Source organism: Sphingobacterium sp. GVS05A (assembly GCF_019969845.1).
GTDB lineage: Bacteria > Bacteroidota > Bacteroidia > Sphingobacteriales > Sphingobacteriaceae > Sphingobacterium.
Window position 1 is genome coordinate 82,103 of the sequence record NZ_JAHXYR010000011.1, and the last position, 22,217, is coordinate 104,319.

Here is a 22,217-nt window from a genome sequence, read left to right on the forward strand (position 1 = left end):
AAGGTCTAACCAATAGCTATAAAAGATGAAAAATTTTGACAGCAATACAGCAATCCCACATATTGGAAAAATTATCAGAGACATCGTTATCGAAAAAGCAATAAGTGAAGAGGAAATAAAAGAAACCCTTGACTTCAGCGAGTCAATGTTGGATAATATCTATCAAAGTCGGTCTGTAGACTTCGAAACGCTTGTTAATTTTTCCAATTTGCTGAAAACCAATCTTTTAATTTATTACGGTAATCATCCCTTGGTCAAAAATTTCTTTGACAGCCATTTCGCTGAGCAAGCGCGGCAGATCGAACAAAAAAATGAGACTATAGCGCAACAAAATGCTATAATTACAGCCCACAAAAAAGTAATCTCTATTTATGAAGCAAATGATATTATTCAGAAATGGACGAAGCCAGAATAATATAATTGCACACCAAAGCATCGATTCTTTTCCCCCGATACTTCTACAAGTTCCAGCCAAAAAATAAAATCTTACTTGTTCATTTTTAGATGTAACAAAAAATATTCTCAAAATAAATATTGTTTTATTGAACACTGTTCAATAACTTTGTAGCATCATTAATTTAAATAGTTTTATAAATGAAAAAAGCATTGATTACCGGAGCTAGCGGCGGCATTGGCCTTGAGGTTGCCAAAAGGCTCGCCGCGCAAGGATTTAGCCTGACTTTGGTTGCGAGAAATGAAGTAAAGCTAGGCTCGCTGCAAGAATCTTTGGGTAGGGACCGTCACCAGATCCTCCCGCTTGATCTGACAAAAAGAGAAGATATTTTATATCTTGCTGATCATTTAAGGGACAACAAATATGACCTATTAGTCAATAATGCAGGTACTGGCACCTATGGAAGTTTTGTCGAAATACCTTTGGACGACCAATTGGATTCGATGCGGCTGAATATGGACGCCTTGGTCACCCTATCGTATGCTTTTTTAAAGCATGCAAGATCCGGTGATGCCCTGATCAATATAGGATTACTGCTCGCACATTCTTCATTACCCGGCGGAGCGGTATATGCCGCAACAAAAAGTTTTGTGGCCAATTTTTCGGAATCGCTCTGGTACGAATTTAAAAATAAGGGTATATTTGTGGCAGGTTTCAACCCCGGTGCTGCCGATTCAGATTTTCATTCCAATGCTGGCCGGGAAACCAGTGCTTTCCCAAAATTTGTCGTCTCTTCGGTATCGCAAGTTGCTGACTAACTGATTAATGCGCTGAACAGCAGGACGAAACCAAGAATTATACAGGGATTTAAAAACAGAGCCATGCTCTTTGTTTTCAGGTTTCTGAGCAGAAAAACAGCAATTAATATAATGGGTAAAATAAGTCCCGGACTCCCCCATCCATAGCATAATGCTGAACAACGATTTTTAACAATTCATATTTATCACTAAATGAGTATAGCAGAAAGAAAACAGGAAGAGAAACAAGAGATGCGCAAGCGTATTTTGGATGCAGCTCGTACAATATTCCTTGATAAAGGCTATGAAAATACCAGTATGAGAAATATTGCGAGCGAGATAAATTATAGTCCCGGCACGATCTATTTCCATTTTAAGGATAAAAGTGAAATTTTCCATGAGCTTCATAAAGAAGGATTCAGGCTTTTCCTAGCACAGTTAAAGGTTTTAGACCATGTTGCTGATCCTTTTGAACGTTTGAAAGCAGTTGGTAGAGCATATATTCATTTTGCTCAGGAGAATAAAGATTATTATAATCTGATGTTTATCGCAGATGAACCTGAAAAATCATCCAAAGATGGTGGTTTCCAAATTGCACAGGAGGCGGTAAATCATTTGTTGGCTTTGGTTAAAGAATGTCAGGCCCAAGGGCGATTTAAAGGAATGGACGTGGAGTATTTATCATTTATGATTTTGTCATCGATGCACGGTATCTGTGCGCTGTTCTGTAAGGATCGTACAACAAACTTTCCAGACAAGTCCAATGAAGAGCTCATGAAGTATGGATATGAATGCTTTGTCGCATTATTAGAAAAAGGATAATCCTTTTTTTTGCCAATTAATTGAACACTGTTTAATTTTATTACAATGATCAAAAAATATAAAAATAGACTATTGTGGTGTTACTTTTTTTACACCATTTTATCCATAGAGATTGCCTTTGGACAAAATAAATTGGAGGTATACATCCGTGAGGGGATTGCATCCAATCAAAGTCTAAAACAGCAGCATTTCTTGCTAGAGAAGAATATTTATGCGCTTGGAGAAGCGAAAAGTATGTTTTTACCCAATATCACTTTTTCAACTACCTATACAAAGGCGGATGGTGGTCGTACAATAGATATTCCAGTCGGTGACATGCTAAATAACGTTTACTCAACACTAAATCAACTGACAGGAACAAGTGCATTTCCACAACTACAAAACCGGGCTGAACAGCTTAATCCAGATAATTTCTATGATGCAAAATTTCGTATCACCCAGCCGATTTTAAATGCCGAATTAAGCTATAATAAAAAGATCAAATCAAAACAGATTGAACTTCAAAAGACAGAGGTTCAACTTTACAAACGTGAACTGGTCAAGGAGATCAAGACCGCTTATTACAATTACCTGAAAGCTGCCACTGCAGAGAAGATCTACCAATCCTACCGCAATCTAGTGATCGAAGCAGAGCGGGTAAATAAAAAGCTATTTGATAATGGTAAAATTAACCGAACAGCAGTGATTCGAAGTAAAAATGAAGTATCCAAAATAGATGCTACCCTAGTTAACGCCCAAAAGACAAAAGAATCGGCACAATTTTATTTCAATTTTCTGTTGAATCGACCCTTATCGGACAGCATTGCGATTGATCAGGTAACCAACTTGCCAGAACAAAGTTCATCGGCGATAAACAACATCTTACAAAGGGAAGAACTCTCGAAACTTAAAATCGCAAAAAGTATAAATGAGGATCTCACCGGGCTTGCAAAATCCTATATAATTCCGAAAATCGGAACAAACTTGGATTTGGGCTCCCAGGCTTTTGATTGGAAGTTCAATAGGCAAAGCCGTTACTATCTATTGGGAGTCTCCTTGGAATGGAACCTCTTTGCCTCCGGTAAGAATACCAATCGGATCAAACAAGCTATTACAGAACAACACGCGATAGCGTCTCAAACAGATTACGTGGAGCAGCAATTACTTACTGAACTCAGGGTCAAGCAAGCAGATATGCAGCGCTCCATAGCACAATATCATGCTGCGCAAAACCAATTAACAACAAGTCAGACCTACTACAAAGATGTCGCATTAATGTACAAGGAAGGCATGGCAATCTATATCGAATTGCTTGACGCCCAAAATCAATGGGTTGATTCACAGCTACAGGCGAATATCGCCCTGTTTGACGCATGGATTTCCTTTTCAGCCATTGAGCGTGCCACTGCTAGTTTTAATATTCAATAATTAAAAAAATGAAAAAGATTAAATTTACATTACTTATAGCATCCCTGTTCTTCTTCGCTTGCAATGAAAAACCAAAAGGCAAAAGCCCATTGGGTGCACCTGATATCATATCTGTAAAAGTATCGCCTATTTCTTCTCTACGTATTGCCAGCTCCATACAGGCCACTGGATTAGTAAGTACTGAAGATCAGACCAATTATTCCTTCAAGATAGGCGGTGTGGTCAGCCGTATTTTGGTGGACGAGGGGCAGTTTTTCAGTAAAGGTCAACTGTTGGCCACGCTAAACACGACGGAAATAGCAGCTGGTGTTGCGCAATTAGGATTGGGTGTCGAGAGAGCACAGCGCGACTACACCCGAGCAGTCAATCTATATCGGGATAGTGTATTTACGCTAGAACAGTTGCAAAACACAAAAACTGCGCTAGACGTTGCCAAGAAAGCCAAAGAAGCGCTTGCTTTCAATGAGCGTTATGCGAAGATTTATGCTTACACTGATGGTTTTGTGGTAAAAAAAACTGCCAATGAAGGTGAAGTAATCGGCGGGGGTATACCCATACTGTCTACCAATTCCGTGCGAAAGAATGCCAATTATATTCTAAAAGTTGGCGTGACTGATCTTGAGTGGAGTGCAATAAGAGAGGGACAGGCCGCAAAAGTCATTCTTGATGGGTATCCTGAGCGCTTTTTCGAGGCAACTATATTGCGAAAACTTCAAAATGCTGACCAGGAGATCGGTTCATTCCAGGTTGAGCTGAGCTTAAAACTCCAAGGTATAGTCCCTCCTGTTGGCATGTTCGGGAAGGCAGAAATCATCACCGATAAAAACGAAACTGCAATGGTCATTCCCTATAGTTCACTGGTAGAAGCTGACGGAAAGAAAGCATTTGTATTTACAGCAATTGGAGCCAATAAAGTAAAGAAACTGGCAGTCAACATAGCTAAATTTGAAAATGATAAAGTTTACCTGAACGACAGGCTCGAAGGGATCAATAATATTGTCATTTCCAACAGTGCTTATCTCAATGAACAGTCTATCATTAAAATAATCAAGTAAACCTGCATCCAATGAAAATAACAAACTTCGCAGTAAAAAATTATCAGTTTACTCTGATCATATTCGTTCTTTTTGCAGTTGTTGGGCTGCTGACCTTGTTCACTATGCCCCGATCAGAAGATCCGACGACACATGCTCCCCAATATGTCATTACGGTCATCTATCCAGGTACAAGTCCCAAGGATATGGAAGAACAGGTAGTAAAACCGATCGAAAATAAAATTTACGGACTGGACAATATTGAAAAGATCCTGACCTCTGTCGAAGACGGAGTAGCCGTCATACAGCCCAAATTCAGATATGGCGTTGACGTAGATAATAAATATCAGGAGATCTCCACTGAAATCAATGCGTTAAAAAACAGCGAACTTCCCAAGGATATCTACCTGATAAAAACCGAAAAGATTGCATCTTCTGATGTTAAAATTATTCAGGTGGCTTTAATCTCCAATACTGCATCAGCCAAAGTCCTGCGCGATCATGCCGACATCCTCAAAACCAGGCTGGAGAAGATAACCGATCTAAAGGAAGTCAAATACGCCGGAATTCCAGAACAGGAGATTCGGATTGACATGCAATTGGACAAACTTGCACAGTTAAAAATACCACTTAATCTCGTCATCGGAAGTTTACAGAGCGAAGCCGCCGATATCCCCGGCGGAAGCATCAATCTCGATAGCAAAATATTCAATGTGAAAACCAGTGGTAAATTCAAAAATGTGGAAGATGTTGCCAACACTATTATTTATAACGCGAACGGAAAAATCATTTACTTAAAAGATGTCGCCGCCGTAAGCTATAAAGATGAAACCGTCAATCACATCACACGGCTTAATGGGCAGCGATGCGTATTAGTCACCGCTGCGATGAAAGATAATGTCAACATTAGTACAGTAAAAGCGGAATATATGCCCGTATTGGAGGAATTCGACAAAGGTCTCCCAGAACATATTAAGATGGTAAAGAATTTTGATCAGGCTGATATGGTATCCAAACGTTTGGGACATCTGGGCTTTGATTTTGGACTTGCAATCCTCTTGGTTGTCATCACTCTGCTCCCGCTTGGATTCCGTGCCTCACTTATTGTCATGATCTCCATTCCTCTGTCTTTGGCGCTTGGCCTGATAGCCATGAACCTAATGGGGTATTCTCTTAATCAGCTCAGTATTGTAGGTTTGGTTGTGGCGTTGGGCCTCTTGGTGGATGACAGTATTGTTGTTGTCGAAAACATAGAACGTTGGCTTAGAGAGGGGCATTCAAAAAAAGATGCGATCCTAAAAGGCACTAAACAGATCGGCATCGCGGTGGTCGGCTGTACAGCAACCCTGGTCATTGCATTTCTACCACTTGCTTTTCTACCCGATATCGCTGGTGAATTTATCCGTAGTTTGCCTGTCGCAGTGATCACAAGTGTTCTCGCTTCAATGCTGGTAGCGCTTTCATTGGTGCCCTTTTTGGGAAGCCGTATGTTGAAAAGCCATAGCCATAGCGACGGAAACTTTTTCCTGCAAAAACTACAGCAGTTTTTAAGCTTTTCCTATCGTCGTGTAATGCCTTTGGCCCTGACATGGCCTAAAGTTACTGTCGGTATATCTATTATCTTGAGCATACTTGCCTTCATGCTATTTCCATTTGCCGGTTTCAAACTCTTCCCAACGTCCGAAAAACCGATGTTCTTGATTAATATAAAGCTTCCTTTGCAAGCTAATATTCCGGAAAGTGACCGCGTGACCAAACTTATTGAAAAAGAATTGAAAAATCATGAGCAGATTGTATACTACACCTCCAATGTAGGGAAAGGTAATCCTCAGATCTATTACAACGTGCACCAACAGGATGTAAAGCCAGATTTTGCGCAGATATTTGTACAAATGAGCGATGAGACCAGCCCAAAATCTAAGCAAGAGCTCATTAAAACATTGCGAAAAAGATTCGCTGATTTTCCCCTCGCCAGAATTGAAATAAAGGATTTCGAACAGGGGACGCCTATTGAAGCGAATATTGTGGTTCGCATTTTTGGTGAACAGCAGGATACCTTGCGTGCACTTTCCTTCCAAGTAGAAGAGATTTTACGGAAACATCCGGGGACATTCTTTGTAAGCAATGAGCTTAATACCTACAAATCTGATGTTAAGATAACTATTAACAAAGAAAAAGCACGTACGTTGGGCGTCCTGACCAGCGAGGTGGACAAGGTCATCCGCTTGGCGGTGGCAGGGCTCAATGTAGGTGATTATATTGACAACAGAGGTGATACACGCAAAGTAGTCATCACCATTCCACGAGATAAATTTTCAGATCTAAATGCTTTGAAGGGGCTATATGTTAACAACATCCAGGGGATACCGGTACAGGTCGACCAGATTGCATCCATGGGCTTCGAGACCTCTCCCACCGCTATCAATCATTTTAACAAGTCCCGATTCGCCAAGGTGACTTCTCTCACCAAAGATGGTGTGTATGCCAATGATATTCTAAAAGATGTTATCCCGGCACTTGACAAACTAAAGATGCCGCCAGGATATTATTACAAATTATCAGGTGAGGCTGAGTCAGAAGGCGATGCCCTGGGAGGTAACTTCCTTTCGGTGATATTATTGAGTGGTTTCCTTTTTGTAGGCGTACTTCTATTGCAATTTAAAACATTCAAGGGAATCATCATAGTATTATCCATCATACCATTGGGTATTCTTGGTGGTGTAATTTTGTTGTTAATGACCGGCAACCCAATGTCATTGGTATCCATTATTGGTTTTATTGGTCTTTCGGGTATTCAAGTAAAAAACTCGTTATTACTTGTTGATTTTACCAACCAGCTCCGGGAGGAAGGTTATAGTATTGATGAGGCCGTCAATATGGCTGGGGAAACACGGTTTTTACCGGTGGTGTTGACTTCAATCACCGCTATCTGTGGGTTGCTTCCAATAGCTTTAAACCCTAATCCACTTATAGCACCTTTGGCAATTGTATTAATCGGCGGACTGATCAGTTCCACGATTTTATCCAGGATCGTTACTCCCGTAATGTATAAGTTAATTCCGCCAAGATCAGAAGCGGAGGGTGAAAAAACGAAAGAAGTATTCTAAAAATAGGCTTCTCAAGTGTAAATCAGTTCGACTAGCATATAACATAGGCTCATTGAGATAAAGGCTACCGACGATGTTCAATGAGGTATATCGAGCATCCGGTAGCCTTTATGGTTATTGGTTACGATTACTTGCCTAAAGCTTTTGACTTTTTGAGATATATGCTATACTAAAGCTATGCTCATCCTATATGACCTTAGAATTTTTCCAGTTGTGATGAAATTTAACTTTATTTATACATTGATGATCAATTATATTTTGTAACTTCACATCAACCAATCACTAAAGATTGGAAATTAAGTACAAGCATATTTCCCGCGTAAAAAATCAAATGTCCCAATCTGTTAAATTCGACAATGTAAATACATTGTTTTCTAAAGCTTTAAAGCAAAAAATCAATCACTATTTTGTAAATTCATCAAAACAAAAAACTGGCAATCGAAGAATTTATTTGAAAGCTTCCATTCTATTGACCACCTTTATCCTGCTCTATATTCTTTTGGTATTCGTTCCGCTTCATTGGAGCATTGCTATCTTATTATGCGCCATTTTCGGAGCCAATCTTGCTGCAATAGGCTTCAATATTATGCACGATGCGGGCCACAATTCGTTTTCGGACAATAAACGACTGAATACCGTACTGTCCTATTCACTCAATCTCTTAGGAGGCAACATTTATTTTTGGAAACTCAAACACAATATTGCCCATCATACCTATACCAATATCGACGGTGAAGATCACGATATCGAGGTCAAATTCATGCGCATACACCATGATCAAAAATTAAAAAAGCATCACCGCTATCAGCGCTTTTACTTTCCGCTGTTATACGGAATCTCCTATCTCGCCTGGATCTTTTATCAGGATTATGAAAAATACTTCCGCGGCCGTATGGGCAATGATAAGGAGCAGTTTCATTTTCCTGTCAGGGAGCGTGTTATTTTTTGGGTAAGTAAGCTGATCCACTTTACGCTATTTGTGGTTGTTCCTATAATATTTGTCGGCTGGCTGCCTACGCTACTTGGTCTATTGATCGCCGGTGTAGTGTGTGGAATGAGCCTGGCAACTGTATTCCAATTGGCCCATGTCGTTTCGGGAACAGAATTCAAGACCATAGAAGCCTCACGGGTGGATGAAGAATGGATGATTCATCAGATCCAGTCAACAGCTAATTTCGCTACCAAGAGCAAAGTATTGACCTGGTTGCTGGGAGGTCTTAATTTTCAGGTAGAACATCACCTATTTCCAAAGATTAGCCATGTGCATTACCCAGCGCTTAATCGCATTGTGAAACAAACATGCAAGGAGTATAAATTACAATATAACGAATTTAAAACATTCTGGGCAGCTTTCAGATCGCATGTCGGAGTCATTCATGCGATGTCCAAATAAGCTGAACTCCATTTTATGATGAAGCTCCGTTAGGAATAGGCAATAATTAAGGCTCCTTTTTCTGCTCAGATAGATTGTGCAAGAAAAGGAGCCTTAATACGATATAGAGGTTATTAATGATGTCTTCGCATCGCTTTTATGGCCAGCCCGGCTGCCATTCCGCCGATGACATACCAGGCTACCGTCATTATTTTTGTTCTTTCGGTCTTTTTTATCGGTTCAGTATCGAGTCCAACCTGCTTTGGGATTGTCAATGTTGCCAGGCCAACGACTGTACCAAGCAAGGCTCCTCTGAGAACGATATGTTTGTCGCCGCCATAACCGATCATGGTATACAACATTGCATTTGAAGCAACATCAGCTCCAAAGGTTGCGGCCACTAGGGCATTCCCTTTTGGAGGTTCAAATCCTGCAGCACTTACCGTCTTTTTCATCGCTTCCTCGCCTACTTCATCAATTGCCGGAGCTTCTGTGTCAAATCTTTTTGCAACGCTATGGATTACATTGAGTATCACCGCTCCGATCAATCCACCCAGCATATTTCTGTTAAATACATTCATTATTTTATGTGTTAATTTCTCTACGTCCTGCAAATTTGCTTGCAGGTTACTTTGAGAACATAGGGCAATACAGAATAGTTCAGATTGTTGTAATTATTCGCTCCGCTAGGTGCTTCCGGGGGATTTATGTATATGATCTTGCTTCTTCCTCCTGAGCCTATAAAATCCGAGCAGTATGCGGTCATAAAAAAGTGCAATCAGTAATATGACGACAGGTAATAATAGCGTCTTTCTTTCAAACCACCCGTATACAAAAGCCCCTATAATACCGCCTAAGAAAAAACCGCCAATGATGATCACCTTGAGTAGGATGCCTCGTCTTAAACGTTTGCGCTCATTTATTTTCTTATAGAAAATAGCTTGAGATAGCTCAATTCCCAAGTCTGTAAACAATCCCGTTAAATGCGTGGTGCGAACGACAGACCCGGATATTTTAGTTACCAAAGCATTTTGCAAACCCATAGCGAGCAAAAGTGTGCAGGACAGCCAAACAGAGGCGGTGGAAAAGGAGAAATTAAAAAATGATACAAATGCAAGTAAACTAATTTCAATACCAATGGGTAAACTATACGAAAAATGTGCCTTTCCCCGCGATGTAAGTTCCATTGTTGTATTGGCAACAAATGCGCCCAATAAAAAGGAAATAACATATAGTATACTCAGCAAGGCAAACATGTAATTATTTCGATAAAGCTCCTCTGAAAAAAAGGCGAAGTGGCCCGTTACATTTGTAGTCAATGTTTTAAAGGAAAGCACCCCTACTATATTTACTACTCCGGCTACTACGGACAATAATGCAGCTAATTGTACATTATGGATATAATTTCGCCCTTTATCTCGATGCCTAAACATAATGCTGTTTTCACCCGCTAATTTATTGAAACTACCTTTTGCAATGGTGTAAAAGATAAGCCCAATTTACCTTTTTTATTAACGAAAAGCAATAAATAGACAATCTATCCATTGAAGAACCATTTACCTAAGATTTTGCTATTCAATCCGTGATTATTTTATACTTTTGTGTAAACCCAATAATTAGCTAATTTTTCAGAAACAAGCGCTATGCAGTTTAACTTCACCTTTGATTCCAGTCCTTTTAAGACGCTGATTGCTTTTCATAAGATTATCAAATCTTTTGAGGAAACGGCATTGTCCGAAGTTGAATTCCAGGCTACTTATGCTAAATCTTTACTGGAAGAAATCAAAAAATATCCGGCACTTGTCAACGGTATCGAAAATACAGCGGATTTACATCCTTATGAGCCTATTATCAAAGTCCTTTTGGCGGATCTATTTCCAAGATCACTGACGAAAAATGAAATCAAGGCCATTACAATTCCGTTCTATTTATATACCTTCAATCATAGCGAACGCTTAGACAATATCCTCCGTGATGCAGGGGATCATTATGATTTTAGCTACCGTGATATCTCTTCGGATACCTATTATATTCTGAATTGCTGTATGATCATCAGTCAGTATTTTGGCGTTAAAGTGGATGCCATGGATACGCCGATATTCTTGGATATTCCGGATAAAAATAATATTATGCACCATTACAGGGTGCTTTTCAATGCGGATTTTATGGATATTATTCCTACAGATCGCGCAGTGCAACTTTCTCAGGAAGACATTATTGAGTTGATTGACAATTTTTCGGATATAGCTCTGTGGAAATCCAAATTTCCTGAACAAAGCTGGATATTAAAAGGTTTTTCCATTATGACCCTTTTTGATGCGACCACGGAGAATGCTGTGTCGAGTTTCAAAAGTAACTTATTGCTCGAAGATAAGGCGGCCCAGATGGAAGAGATTCAAGATATTTTCAGATCCATTTACAAAATAGACGATCTGCGAATCGGATTGACCTCCTTTGAAAAAGTTAGGGAGGAGTTTAATTTGAGAATTGTCGAAAAGCAGCTGTACAGCCATCTTCTTTACGATTCTACCATAGCCGAATGTGAGGAAATGCTCTGTAACGAAACATTGGAAAGCCTGCTAAGTAAAGAAGAACTTTTGGTTGTTCCGGACATCGATAAATTACCCACCACGGACCCTAAAAAAGCGTTTTTTATCAACAAACTGAAACAGCAACATGTGAAGAGTTTTATCTTTGCCCCCCTGATACAAGGCGACAAAGTACTCGGCATATTGGAAATGTCCTCCTCCAAGGTGCGCGCACTGAACTCGGTTAATGCCAATAAACTCAACTTTATCTTACCTTTTATCAAAGACAAAGTATCCAAAGCATTTTCTGAAACGGAGAATCAGATTGAAGCGATCATCCAAAAGGAATATACCTCGATTCATCCCAGTGTCAAATGGCGTTTTCAGGAAGAGGCAATCCGTTACCTCAATGATAGAGCCTTTGGAAAGGATTATACTTTACAGGAAATCGTCTTTGAACACGTATATGCACTCTATGGCCAGATTGACGTGCAGGGCTCTTCGGAATCCCGCAATCAGGCCATTAAGCAGGATCTGATTCATCAGGTGACTGATTTGATCGAGCTGTTTACCGCCATCAATCAAGAACATAGATTGCCGCTGTTTGAGCAGAAAATCTTCGACTTGGAGCGAAATCTCGAAACGCTTGATCACTCCTTGTCAAACGATACCGAACAGGTTATTCTGGATCATTTTAATATCGAAGTACATCCCATTCTGGACAACTTCCGCAAAAACAATAAAAATAGTTCCATTGTCAAGACGATCAATGCCTATTTCGACCGGATAAATCCGGCTATTGGCGGACTTTATGAGGCGCGACAAGATTACGACAACTCGATCACACTGATCAATAAAAAGCTGGTCACGATCCTTGACGAAAAGCAGCTAGAGGCGCAGGAATACTTCCCGCATTATTACGAGCGTTATAAGACTGACGGTATTGAGCATAACATGTTTATCGGCGCTTCCATCGCACCGGACAAAAATTTTGAGCTCTATTACCTCAAAAATTTACGTTTGTGGCAGTTGCAGGTCATGTGTGAAATGGAAAGCCAGTTTAGGGTACTCCAACCCGAACTACCCCACCAGTTGGAGGTGACCTCCCTGATTTTGGTCTTTGCAACGCCGATTTCCATCCGTTTCAAAATGGATGAAAAACAATTTGATATCGACGGATCCTACAATGTACGTTATGAAATCGCTAAAAAACGTATTGACAAGGCGAAGATCAAAGGCTCGACAGAACGTATTACACAAAAAGGTAAACTTGTCATTGTCTATTCCTATGGACATGAAGAGACCGAATACTTGGGTTATATCAACTTGCTTCAGCACAAGGGTTTATTAAATGACGATATCGAAAAATTTGAAGTCGAGGACTTACAGGGACTGATCGGTCTTAAAGCTATTCGTGTTGGATTTAAGGTGCAGGATAATTTTTGAGTGACCAAGATAAAAATTGAATTAACTGTCCATGATAATAAAGGCTCATCCTTAATGAGTCTTTATTGATTTAGCCACCTATTAAAACTTATGATTTAAACCAAATTGTATAATTTGATTGATCACCGGAAGCAGTTCTTTTCCTATATCTGTCAGCGTATATTCCACTTTTGGAGGGATTTCAGCAAAGGATCTTTTATGGACGAATCCCTTATCGCATAAAAACTTAAGTTGACTGATTAGCATTTTTTCACTGATCCCTACAATACAACGTTTAAGTTCTCCGTAGCGGATTGTCCGTTCATTGATCTGGAAAATTATCAACATGGTCCATTTTCCACCGATGATTTCAAGCGTTTTTCGTAGCGGGCAGTTCTCGTCAGAAATATTTATATTCATTTTATCTAATTGACAGTCAGTTATTCTTAATCTGAGGTAAGTACCCTACTTATAGGTAGGTACTTGTATATAAGAAGGCTAAGTTAGACATTTGTACAATATTAATACAGTTTAAAAGTTAAAATAATATGTCAAACAATGTAACGATCGTTCAGTCTTATTTTGATGCAGTAGGTAAAGGAGACTTTGATACAGTAGGAAGTCTATTTGCAGATGATATCCTCTGGCATCAGCCTGGCAATGGGATTCAATCCGGTACCTATACGGGAAAAGAGGCCGTGTTTGTCCATTTGGGGAATTTTATGAAATGGAGCAACGGTACTTTTGCCATTGACCGAATAGAATACCTAAGCAATAATGCAGATCTTGTCATTGCTGCAATCCACTTTAAAGCAGAAAAGGGAGATCAACAACTCGCCATGAAAGGTATGGACCTATTGAGGATCGAAGACAGCAAGATAAAAGAAGTGTGGTTGTTTTCGGAAATAATAGTAGATGAAGATGCTTTCTGGAATGCCGCTTCAAAAGATTAGTCAAGGCTTTTCACACCTGCATAGCCATGTTCAACATGAATGGAGGTTGGGCATTAAATACCCAACCATCCAAATCAATCAGCAGAAACGAAACTCTGTCACGTATAGAACGGCTTAGAGATCTATTCGTTTGGAAAAAGAAAAAACTGCTTACCAAGCCTGATAGCAGCCTGGTTAAATTGTCAATATATTAATATGGCTTTCATGACGTAGCTTTCTCTCATGAAAGAAAAAAAACTTTAGACAGCGCCGATACAGTGAATTATTTTTTTTAATAACTTTGTCTAGGATGAAAAGATTGCTTGCAATATGTTTTTTGACGATTTATATCGCGTCGGCAACTGAAATTTCGCAATTGTTGCGATTTCCGTTGTTGATTGAGCATTATTTTGAGCATAAGGAAAAGAATCCAACAATGTCTGTACTTGATTTTTTGAAAGTACACTACAAAGGAGACCATCTGCAAAACCATCCGAATGACGATGATTATGACAAAGACCAACGGCTACCCTTTATGATGCACACAGCTTGGTATAGCGCTGTTTTTGTCTGTCCTCAAATTGTTAATATCGAAATTGATAACAGGTCCCTACCTGAAAATAATGATAATACACCAGTCCGGAATGATCAGTTTGTAGATGATACATTCCTTAATTCGATATGGCAACCGCCAAAATTCTGTTGATCAAATCCTTTTTTTATTATTTCGGATGGAGTATCCGCTATAAAACGTTTTGTTATTGGTAAGATCGCGATACCCTTTATGCTAAGTGGTTGAGTGTTCCTTCCGGCATTGTACTGGCGTTTATCTTCATCATGGATTTACGATTTAACAGAATCTATTTATTATGCTTACGAAAATCATTGAGTTTTCTGTCAAGAACAAACTCATCGTTGCACTATTGATTTTGGCTCTAATCGGTGTCGGTGCTTATCAGGTGACTAAATTGCCTATTGATGCCGTTCCCGATATTACCAACAATCAAGTGCAAGTCATCACCATTGCGCCCTCTTTTGGAGCGACAGATATCGAACGACTGGTTACCTTCCCAATTGAACAGGCCAACAGTAATATTGCTGGATTACAGGAAATCCGAAGTTTTTCCCGATTTGGGCTATCCCTTGTCACTATTGTCTTTGGAGACAACATTGATATCTATTGGGCCCGGCAGCAGGTAGCCGAACGTCTCCAGCAGGTACAGCAGGAAATTCCACAAGGTGTAGGCCAGCCTCAGCTAGGGCCTATTTCTACGGGGCTTGGCGAAATTTATCAATACGTAGTTCGCCCCCAACAGGGTTACGAACGCAAATATAATGTGACAGAGTTGCGTACCATCCAGGATTGGATTATCAGACGGCAACTGCTCGGTGTCAAAGGCGTTGCTGAAGTCAGCAGTTTCGGAGGGAAACTCAAACAATACGAGATTGCAGTAAAGCCGGACAGGCTTAATGCTTATCGGATCACAATAAACGATGTCTTTGACGCACTCAATGCCAATAACCAAAATACCGGTGGTGCTTACATCGAAAAGGGACCGACAGTTCTCTATATTCGTAGTGAAGGACTTGTTGGCACTATAGCCGACATCCAAAATATTGTCATTGTTGGTAAACAAAATGACCTTCCTATTTTTATCCGCGACATTGCCGAGGTGCGTACGGGTTATGCGACCCGTTATGGTGCAATGACCTATAACGATAATGGTGAGGTAGCCGGTGCCATTGTAATGATGCTTAAAGGAGCCAATAGCAGTCAAGTCATCGCCGATGTAAAGGCCAAAGTCGAGGAAATCCGAAAAACACTGCCCAAAGGGGTCGTCATCGAACCATTTCTTGATCGTACCAAGATGGTCAACAATGCCATCAATACAGTGCAGAAAAATCTCTTGGAAGGCGCACTAATTGTCGTTTTTGTGCTGGTGCTCTTTTTGGGGAATATACGGGCTGGCTTACTCGTCGCTTCTGTTATTCCTTTGGCCATGCTCTTTGCTATCTGCATGATGAACCTGTTTGGTGTTAGTGGCAATCTGATGAGCCTTGGTGCACTCGATTTTGGGTTGATCATTGATGGAGCGGTAATTATAGTAGAGTCCGTGATGCATCAGCTCCTACAACAACAGCGATTAAAAAGCCTCCTCAAAGTGCCTGCGGAAGCAATGGACAATATTGTCAACGCATCTGCTGGTCGGATGATGAACAGTGCAGTATTTGGACAGGTCATTATTCTGGTCGTTTATCTTCCGATCCTGACACTGGAGGGAATCGAAGGTAAGATGTTCAAGCCTATGGCCGAAACGGTTGCTTTTGCTTTATTGGGCGCGTTCCTCCTCTCACTCACCTATATTCCGATGATGAGCGCAATATTATTACGGACTATAAACAGCAAACCTTCCCTTTCGGACAGGTTGATGAAAAGGCTGGAAAAACTCTATGTCCACGTATTGCTTAAAGTACTCCGGTTTCCAAAAGTTATTTTTGTGCTGGTCATTTCATTTTTCATTCTGGCCATGGTTATCCTTAGCCATTTGGGGGGTGAATTTATTCCTTCACTGGAGGAAGGAGATTTTGCGGTGGATACACGTGTCCTTCCAGGGAGTAACCTGACAACTACAATTGAAAGCACCCAGAAAGCTGCCCATATTTTAAAGAGCAGGTTTCCTGAGGTAGAAAAAGTTGTTACTAAAATTGGCAGTGGAGAGGTGCCGACCGATCCTATGCCCATGGAAGCCTCAGATATGATGGTTATCCTAAAGGACAAGAAAGAATGGACCTCAGCCCAGACATTTCCTGAGCTCGCCGAAAAAATGGGCAAAGCACTGACAGATGTTCCTGGCATCACAGCGGGCTTCCAATACCCCGTGCAAATGCGGTTCAACGAACTGATGACAGGTGCCCGCCAAGATGTTGTCCTCAAAATATTTGGCGACAATCTGGATTCACTGGCGCTATATGCTCAAAAAATTGGTAAAATTATCGAAACGATCCAAGGTACCCAAAATCTCTATATCGAACCGATTGCTGGACTTCCACAGGTCGTGATACAATATAATCGCTCCATGATCGCACAGCATCACCTTTCCATCGCTGAAGTCAACAGGACCATCAATACCGCGTTTGCTGGACAGCCTACTGGCCTGGTGTTTGAAGGTGAAAAACGCTTTGATATGGTAGTCCGCATGGACGCCAGCGACAGAAAGAATATGACCGATATCCGCAATCTCCTGATCCCTACACCAGCGGGTAATCAGATACCGCTCGCTCAGCTAGCTAGTGTAGCAATCGTACAGGGACCTAATCAGATCCAACGCGAAAACGCGCAACGTAGGATTGTAGTGGGCTTTAACATCAAGGATCGGGATGTACAAAGCATCGTACGCGACCTGCAAGCTAAGATCGACAAAGAGATCAAACTTCCCGCAGGGTATTCCATCAAATATGGGGGCTCTTTTGAAAACCTCAACAATGCCAGACAACGCTTGCTTATTGCTGTTCCCATTGCATTGGCACTGATCTTTATCCTATTATTCCTTGCTTTTAGATCTGTTAAGGAAAGTTTGCTTATCTACAGTGCTATTCCACTCTCCATTATTGGTGGAGTCTTTCTGTTGGCACTACGGGGGATGCCTTTTAGTATCAGTGCCGGTGTAGGATTTATTGCGCTATTTGGGGTCGCAGTCCTGAATGGCATTGTACTAATATCAGAATTCAATCGGCTTCAAAAAAGCGGTATCCATAATATTGTACGCATTGTGGTTGACGGAGGCAAAAATCGCTTACGCCCCGTTTTGATGACCGCGTCAGTTGCTTCTTTAGGATTTATACCGATGGCATTGAGCAATGGTGCTGGAGCAGAAGTACAACGTCCATTGGCGACAGTGGTCATCGGCGGCTTGCTCATCGCTACACTATTAACGCTGTTCGTACTTCCGCTGCTGTATGTAACGATAGAAAAGGGATTTAAAGGCACTAAGCTAAAATCTGGTGCCCTTGCCCCAATGCTGTTCGTAATTGCTTTGCTAAGTGTTCAAAACTCAAATGCACAGACTGTTGTTACTTTGGATCAATCCATTGCGCTCGCGCAGCAAAATAACCGTAGTTTAAAAAGTGAAAAACTACGAGCTGCTTATACCCAAGCACTAATCGGTACATTCACAGCAGATATTCCACAGACAGAAATCGGCTTTGATTACGGTCAGATCAATGGTGCCTATCAAGACAGTAAGTTCAGCATCGTACAACGTTTTGCGTTTCCGGCTGTCTACCGTAAACAACGTACCCGATATATCGAAGATTGGAAAAAGAGTCAGCTGAATGTAGCGCTCAAAGAGTTTGAACTGAAGAAAGCCGTCAGCCTTACCTATTACAATATACTGTACTGGCAGCAAAAAGAACAGCTATTGACCGAAGCACTTTCATTATATAGCAGCTTTCTTGCTAAAACTGTTCTTCGTCAGAAAGCTGGTGAAAGTGATGTATTGGAAAGCGCTACGGCCGCTAATCAAAAAACTGCAATTGTAATCCAGTTGCGACAGGTAGATGCCGAAATAAAGGTGCTTCAATCCCAGTTTCAATGGCTGCTCAATTCCGACCTCATATATACACCTGCCTCAACTGGAAAAGTGTTTTTCAACCCACCTTCGCTAGAAGGCCATCCTTTGCTCAAGGTATTAGAACAAGGAAAAACAGTGGCCGAACAGGCTACTGCAGTTGAAAAATCCAAGCTTCTCCCCCAACTTCAACTAGGCTACAATCTGAACAGTTTTAAAGGGGTAGGTCCGAATAACAAAACATATGGTGCAAGTCCAAGATTCCATTCGTTACAGCTGGGCCTTGCTATACCTGTATTTGCTAAAGGGCAGAAAGCCCGGGTAGAAGCATCGCGTTTGGCCGAGGAGATTGCAGACGATGAATATCACAATGCGGAGATTGCACTCGTGAAACGAAAGCAAGAGCTCTCGCAACGCTTTCAGAGTAGCCTTGATGTTGTCGGCCATTATGAAACATCCGAACTCAAAAATGCAGACACGATTTTTGAAACGGCACAGAAACAATTTTCCAACGGTGCCATCAACTACCTCGAATTTGTCACGCTGGTCAATCAGGCGATCTCGTTAAAAAGCAACTATGCAGATGCGTTGTGGCAGCTCAACGAAAGTGCCATTCAGCTTCATTACATCATGCTAAATCAATAAAAATGAAAACTAAAAAATTTTTATCCCAATATATGGTCTATCAGCTCCTGACAGGAGTTATTATCTGTCTCAGTTTTTCCTGTCGTGGAAATAAGGAAAACAAACCAGTGACCGCTAGTAAACCAAAGGACGAAAATCTCGTTTCCTTAACGGATGCACAGCTCCGGAATGTTCGGATCGAAACAGTAGCACTTTCGGACCAAGCTGTTGCAAGTTTCTTAAAACTGAATGGGAAAATAGATGTCCCGCCGCAGAATATGGCGTCTGTAAGTATCCCTCTCGGCGGATATCTGAAGCGTACGCAACTACTTCCGGGAATGAAGGTATCCAAAGGAGAAGTGATTGCAATCGTAGAAAACCCACAGTTTGTACAGCTCCAACAGGATTATCTCGCTGCCCAATCAAAACTACACTTTGCCCAGCTCGACTACATACGCCAAAAAGAGCTCAACCAAAACCAAGCGAGTAGTGATAAGGTAATGCAGCAGGCTCAAGCTGAGATGAACAGCCAGCAGATCATTATGAATGCACTCGCAAGACAGCTTGAGCTCGTCAATATCCCGCCCAGTACAATTGCTGGCAATATCCGTAAAAGTGCACCTGTGTACAGCAGCATAGATGGCTATGTGAGCAAAGTCAATGTCAATATCGGAAAATATGTAAACCCGTCGGATATACTCTTCGAACTGATCAATCCCGATGACATCCATCTCAACCTTAAGGTATACGAAAAGGATCTTGAGCAGATGCGTCCTGGACAGCTTCTATTGGCCTACTCCAATACCAAACCCAATAAAAAATATAACGGAAAGATCCATCTGATCGGTAAGGATATTGATCCAAGTGGTATGGCCGATGTTCATTGCCATCTGGATAAATATGATCAGGATCTGATTCCTGGGCTGTATATGAATGCCGAGGTTCAAACGACTGCAACATTCGGTCATGCCCTCCCTGAAGAAAGTATCGTGGACTTTGAAGGCAAAAGTTATGTATTTGTCTCAGAAGGAAATAGAAATTACCGGCTGACAGAGATTTCCGTGGAGGAGCCTCAAAAAGGCCTGGTTAAGGTATTGAACTTTCAGGATTTCCAGGGTAAGCAAATCGTGAGCAAAAATGCCTACACTCTTTTGATGCAGCTCAAAAACACAGCAGAAGATGAAGAGTAAAAGTCCAATAACATTATTCAGTATTGTGATCTTCACATTTTCGTGCTTTACCAGGTATACGCGAAGCTGTATGGGGGGCGTTTATATAGCCATCGGGCTTTTCGGTATACGTTGCTTAGACATGCTCGAACTGCGTTTCGAGCATTATATCACACCTGTTGGTATGACCTCTCCTATTGCATCATTGAATATTAGATTTAAGTAGATGAAAAGAGCAACCTTAATTGCACCAATATTTTCACTTTTCGTGAATTTAGCTTTTGCAAGATCTGTTGATCCGAATCTTGATACGTTACTTAGGATCAACTTTATTCAGGAGGATTCTGTGGGTAAAATTTATCAGCCTAATTACAAAAAATTGATTATCCCGGCGATAGGTATCGGATATGGTGTGCTTAGCCTCACCAATGACCGATTAAAAGAATTGAATAATTCCACACGCTTTGAGATAGGCGAACATAGCCCTTCACCCATTAAAGCTGATAACTATACGCAATTTATTCCCGGAGCCTTAGTCTATGGATTGAATGCCTTGGGTGTGCAGGGGAAACATGACTTTAAAGATCGAAGCATAATTTTGGCAACCTCACTGCTGATTTCAACAGCCATTGTGACACCGACCAAACACCTGATCAAAGAGCGAAGACCCGATGGTTCTAATAACCTGTCGTTTCCGTCTGGTCATACTGCCACAGCCTTTGCTACAGCGCATTTTATGTTCCGTGAATATCGCGGGAATAACATGTTGTTAAGCTTGCTCGGATATCCTTTTGCGATATTCACAGGCACCTATCGTACGTTCAATGATAAGCATTGGGTCGGTGATGTGGTCGCTGGCGCGGGTATAGGGATATTGTCAACTGAAATTGCCTACTGGTCCTTTCCCGCAATGTCAAAATTGTTAGGGAATAATTTGGGCAAAAATACATTCATCCTGCCTTATTATCAATCAAATAAGGTAGGGCTTAACTATGTTTGGACATTTTAAAAAATAGGGAAACTTTGTCAAAAATCACAAACTATGCGAGAAGGTGTCGCAATTGACACCTTCTTTTTCAACGCTAAAAGCAGCTCTAGCCCCGATTGATGCAATCCTTGCCGGAGTTTTAGTTTGATATTTTCAGAAATAGGCTGAGCTAACCTGACTTCCCCTAATTCGATAGATGTATAGGCTATCCCTAATTTGTCGAGTTCAGATTTTACCATCATTTTGCAACGGCGGCTCACCATATTTTGAATGATTATTTTCATGTCGGTTGGTCCAATAGGACAAATAATAATGGGCTAAATTATCTACCACAAAAACAAAGTAGCTATAGATTAAACATGTTTGCCTAGCAATGTGTTATAAACGATTATTGGATGAACATTCACCAACTTTTGCTATCCTTCTCCCATATTTTACGATAATCCAAAAACAGCAGAAAAAAGGTAGCTTAAAAAGAGTAGATACTTTTGTTTTTCTGTAAAGATTGTTGATCAATGCAGAGATCGTAAACTTTGATCAATAAATAAAGAGGTGATCGACTAGTTGAAGTTCCATCTAATCATTATGAGATTCAAAGCGTCCGGTTCCATTTTCTATATTGATACGAAAGACGATTAATGAGTCATGAAGCTGTGCATTTATTGCATGAGCTGGATTTCGTCCGGCTTCGTCTGTATTGGGCATAATGCGTAAGATCAGCCCCTGCATCACCTGCTGTCTCTCCATGTCTTTCAATTCTTCAAAATTTCCCCACAGAATGACACTTTTCCACCTGAACATACTATCAATCTTGTCAACCTGAAAACATACTCGGGAGTTTGTACGAAGCATTTCAATTTTCTTGCCTTCTCCCGACTGGACATATATCGCGTTATTCTGGTAAACATAGTTAACAGGGACAATGTATGTCTCACCATTGACATGGCACCCTATACGACCAATAAACTGGCTTTCTAATAAGGTGATAATTTCTCTTTTACTCAATTCTCCTAGCATATTGACAGTTATTAAATTATCACAATAAAATGG

Annotated in this window: 18 protein-coding genes; 13 read left to right on the forward strand and 5 right to left on the reverse strand. The window is 40.8% G+C overall.

Going from position 1 to position 22,217, the window contains the following annotated elements; translation table 11 throughout:
* Nucleotides 1-25: 25 nt before the first annotated feature.
* The 7 genes from LC454_RS23600 (at nucleotide 26) to LC454_RS23630 (ending at nucleotide 8,954) form a co-directional block, all read left to right on the forward strand.
* A complete protein-coding gene (locus tag LC454_RS23600; protein ID WP_223584906.1) occupies nucleotides 26-415 on the forward strand; it encodes a hypothetical protein in 390 nt (129 codons plus the stop codon).
* A 179-nt stretch (nucleotides 416-594) separates the two neighbouring features.
* A complete protein-coding gene (locus tag LC454_RS23605; protein WP_223584907.1) occupies nucleotides 595-1,212 on the forward strand; it encodes an SDR family NAD(P)-dependent oxidoreductase in 618 nt (205 codons plus the stop codon).
* A 192-nt stretch (nucleotides 1,213-1,404) separates the two neighbouring features.
* Nucleotides 1,405-2,013 (forward strand): TetR/AcrR family transcriptional regulator, encoded by a 609-nt coding sequence (locus LC454_RS23610; protein WP_223584908.1) that lies wholly within the window; start codon nucleotides 1,405-1,407, stop codon nucleotides 2,011-2,013.
* A gap of 45 nt (nucleotides 2,014-2,058) precedes the next feature.
* Complete coding sequence (locus LC454_RS23615) at nucleotides 2,059-3,420, forward strand: TolC family protein (RefSeq protein WP_223584909.1); 1,362 nt, start codon at nucleotides 2,059-2,061, stop codon at nucleotides 3,418-3,420.
* Nucleotides 3,421-3,428: 8 nt separating this feature from the next.
* Nucleotides 3,429-4,475, forward strand: a complete 1,047-nt coding sequence (locus LC454_RS23620) for an efflux RND transporter periplasmic adaptor subunit (protein WP_223584910.1) — start codon at nucleotides 3,429-3,431, stop codon at nucleotides 4,473-4,475.
* 11 nt (nucleotides 4,476-4,486) lie between these two features.
* Entirely contained in the window at nucleotides 4,487-7,561 is a 3,075-nt protein-coding gene (locus LC454_RS23625; protein ID WP_223584911.1) for an efflux RND transporter permease subunit, read from the forward strand.
* Nucleotides 7,562-8,012: 451 nt separating this feature from the next.
* Complete coding sequence (locus LC454_RS23630; protein ID WP_223584912.1) at nucleotides 8,013-8,954, forward strand: fatty acid desaturase family protein; 942 nt, start codon at nucleotides 8,013-8,015, stop codon at nucleotides 8,952-8,954.
* 113 nt (nucleotides 8,955-9,067) lie between these two features.
* On the opposite strand, the gene LC454_RS23635 is transcribed toward LC454_RS23630, so the two are convergent.
* Together LC454_RS23635 and LC454_RS23640 are read right to left on the reverse strand one after the other, a co-directional pair.
* Nucleotides 9,068-9,514, reverse strand: a complete 447-nt coding sequence (locus LC454_RS23635; protein WP_223584913.1) for a hypothetical protein — start codon at nucleotides 9,512-9,514, stop codon at nucleotides 9,068-9,070.
* A gap of 105 nt (nucleotides 9,515-9,619) precedes the next feature.
* Nucleotides 9,620-10,366 carry a YoaK family protein gene (locus LC454_RS23640; RefSeq protein ID WP_223584914.1) on the reverse strand — a complete coding sequence of 249 codons (747 nt, stop codon included), beginning with the start codon at nucleotides 10,364-10,366 and terminating at the stop codon, nucleotides 9,620-9,622.
* 210 nt (nucleotides 10,367-10,576) lie between these two features.
* On the opposite strand from LC454_RS23640, the gene LC454_RS23645 reads away from it, so the two are divergent.
* Entirely contained in the window at nucleotides 10,577-12,907 is a 2,331-nt protein-coding gene (locus LC454_RS23645) for a GAF domain-containing protein (RefSeq protein WP_223584915.1), read from the forward strand.
* An 81-nt stretch (nucleotides 12,908-12,988) separates the two neighbouring features.
* On the opposite strand, the gene LC454_RS23650 is transcribed toward LC454_RS23645, so the two are convergent.
* Nucleotides 12,989-13,306: a winged helix-turn-helix transcriptional regulator gene (locus LC454_RS23650; protein ID WP_223584916.1), complete on the reverse strand. Its 318-nt coding sequence runs from the start codon at nucleotides 13,304-13,306 to the stop codon at nucleotides 12,989-12,991.
* 128 nt (nucleotides 13,307-13,434) lie between these two features.
* On the opposite strand from LC454_RS23650, the gene LC454_RS23655 reads away from it, so the two are divergent.
* From LC454_RS23655 to LC454_RS23675, 5 genes are all read left to right on the forward strand, one after another.
* On the forward strand, nucleotides 13,435-13,839 hold the full coding sequence (locus LC454_RS23655) for a nuclear transport factor 2 family protein (RefSeq protein WP_223584917.1): 405 nt from the start codon (nucleotides 13,435-13,437) through the stop codon (nucleotides 13,837-13,839).
* A gap of 289 nt (nucleotides 13,840-14,128) precedes the next feature.
* Nucleotides 14,129-14,524: a hypothetical protein gene (locus tag LC454_RS23660; RefSeq protein WP_223584918.1), complete on the forward strand. Its 396-nt coding sequence runs from the start codon at nucleotides 14,129-14,131 to the stop codon at nucleotides 14,522-14,524.
* 163 nt (nucleotides 14,525-14,687) lie between these two features.
* Nucleotides 14,688-19,031, forward strand: coding sequence for a CusA/CzcA family heavy metal efflux RND transporter (locus LC454_RS23665; protein ID WP_223584919.1), 4,344 nt, complete (start codon nucleotides 14,688-14,690; stop codon nucleotides 19,029-19,031).
* Between the two features lie 2 nt (nucleotides 19,032-19,033).
* Nucleotides 19,034-20,200, forward strand: a complete 1,167-nt coding sequence (locus tag LC454_RS23670; protein ID WP_223584920.1) for an efflux RND transporter periplasmic adaptor subunit — start codon at nucleotides 19,034-19,036, stop codon at nucleotides 20,198-20,200.
* A gap of 205 nt (nucleotides 20,201-20,405) precedes the next feature.
* Nucleotides 20,406-21,188, forward strand: coding sequence for a phosphatase PAP2 family protein (locus LC454_RS23675; protein ID WP_223584921.1), 783 nt, complete (start codon nucleotides 20,406-20,408; stop codon nucleotides 21,186-21,188).
* Nucleotides 21,189-21,205: 17 nt separating this feature from the next.
* On the opposite strand, the gene LC454_RS23680 is transcribed toward LC454_RS23675, so the two are convergent.
* Both LC454_RS23680 and LC454_RS23685 read right to left on the reverse strand, forming a co-directional pair.
* The gene (locus LC454_RS23680) at nucleotides 21,206-21,451 is read right to left on the reverse strand and encodes a hypothetical protein (RefSeq protein WP_223584922.1); all 246 of its coding nucleotides are present in this window, start codon (nucleotides 21,449-21,451) and stop codon (nucleotides 21,206-21,208) included.
* Between the two features lie 292 nt (nucleotides 21,452-21,743).
* Complete coding sequence (locus tag LC454_RS23685; protein WP_223584923.1) at nucleotides 21,744-22,184, reverse strand: pyridoxamine 5'-phosphate oxidase family protein; 441 nt, start codon at nucleotides 22,182-22,184, stop codon at nucleotides 21,744-21,746.
* Nucleotides 22,185-22,217: the final 33 nt, after the last annotated feature.

Bases quoted from the DNA above. Each gene is read 5' to 3' on its own strand.
- LC454_RS23655 (WP_223584917.1), top strand. From the start codon at position 13,435: ATGTCAAACAATGTAACGATCGTTCAGTCTTATTTTGATGCAGTAGGT.
- LC454_RS23670 (WP_223584920.1), top strand. From the start codon at position 19,034: ATGAAAACTAAAAAATTTTTATCCCAATATATGGTCTATCAGCTCCTG.
- LC454_RS23660 (WP_223584918.1), top strand. From the start codon at position 14,129: ATGAAAAGATTGCTTGCAATATGTTTTTTGACGATTTATATCGCGTCG.
- LC454_RS23640 (WP_223584914.1), bottom strand. From the start codon at position 10,366: ATGTTTAGGCATCGAGATAAAGGGCGAAATTATATCCATAATGTACAA.
- LC454_RS23650 (WP_223584916.1), bottom strand. From the start codon at position 13,306: ATGAATATAAATATTTCTGACGAGAACTGCCCGCTACGAAAAACGCTT.
- LC454_RS23675 (WP_223584921.1), top strand. From the start codon at position 20,406: ATGAAAAGAGCAACCTTAATTGCACCAATATTTTCACTTTTCGTGAAT.
- LC454_RS23605 (WP_223584907.1), top strand. From the start codon at position 595: ATGAAAAAAGCATTGATTACCGGAGCTAGCGGCGGCATTGGCCTTGAG.
- LC454_RS23680 (WP_223584922.1), bottom strand. From the start codon at position 21,451: ATGAAAATAATCATTCAAAATATGGTGAGCCGCCGTTGCAAAATGATG.
- LC454_RS23645 (WP_223584915.1), top strand. From the start codon at position 10,577: ATGCAGTTTAACTTCACCTTTGATTCCAGTCCTTTTAAGACGCTGATT.
- LC454_RS23620 (WP_223584910.1), top strand. From the start codon at position 3,429: ATGAAAAAGATTAAATTTACATTACTTATAGCATCCCTGTTCTTCTTC.
- LC454_RS23665 (WP_223584919.1), top strand. From the start codon at position 14,688: ATGCTTACGAAAATCATTGAGTTTTCTGTCAAGAACAAACTCATCGTT.
- LC454_RS23610 (WP_223584908.1), top strand. From the start codon at position 1,405: ATGAGTATAGCAGAAAGAAAACAGGAAGAGAAACAAGAGATGCGCAAG.
- LC454_RS23685 (WP_223584923.1), bottom strand. From the start codon at position 22,184: ATGCTAGGAGAATTGAGTAAAAGAGAAATTATCACCTTATTAGAAAGC.
- LC454_RS23615 (WP_223584909.1), top strand. From the start codon at position 2,059: ATGATCAAAAAATATAAAAATAGACTATTGTGGTGTTACTTTTTTTAC.
- LC454_RS23600 (WP_223584906.1), top strand. From the start codon at position 26: ATGAAAAATTTTGACAGCAATACAGCAATCCCACATATTGGAAAAATT.
- LC454_RS23635 (WP_223584913.1), bottom strand. From the start codon at position 9,514: ATGAATGTATTTAACAGAAATATGCTGGGTGGATTGATCGGAGCGGTG.
- LC454_RS23625 (WP_223584911.1), top strand. From the start codon at position 4,487: ATGAAAATAACAAACTTCGCAGTAAAAAATTATCAGTTTACTCTGATC.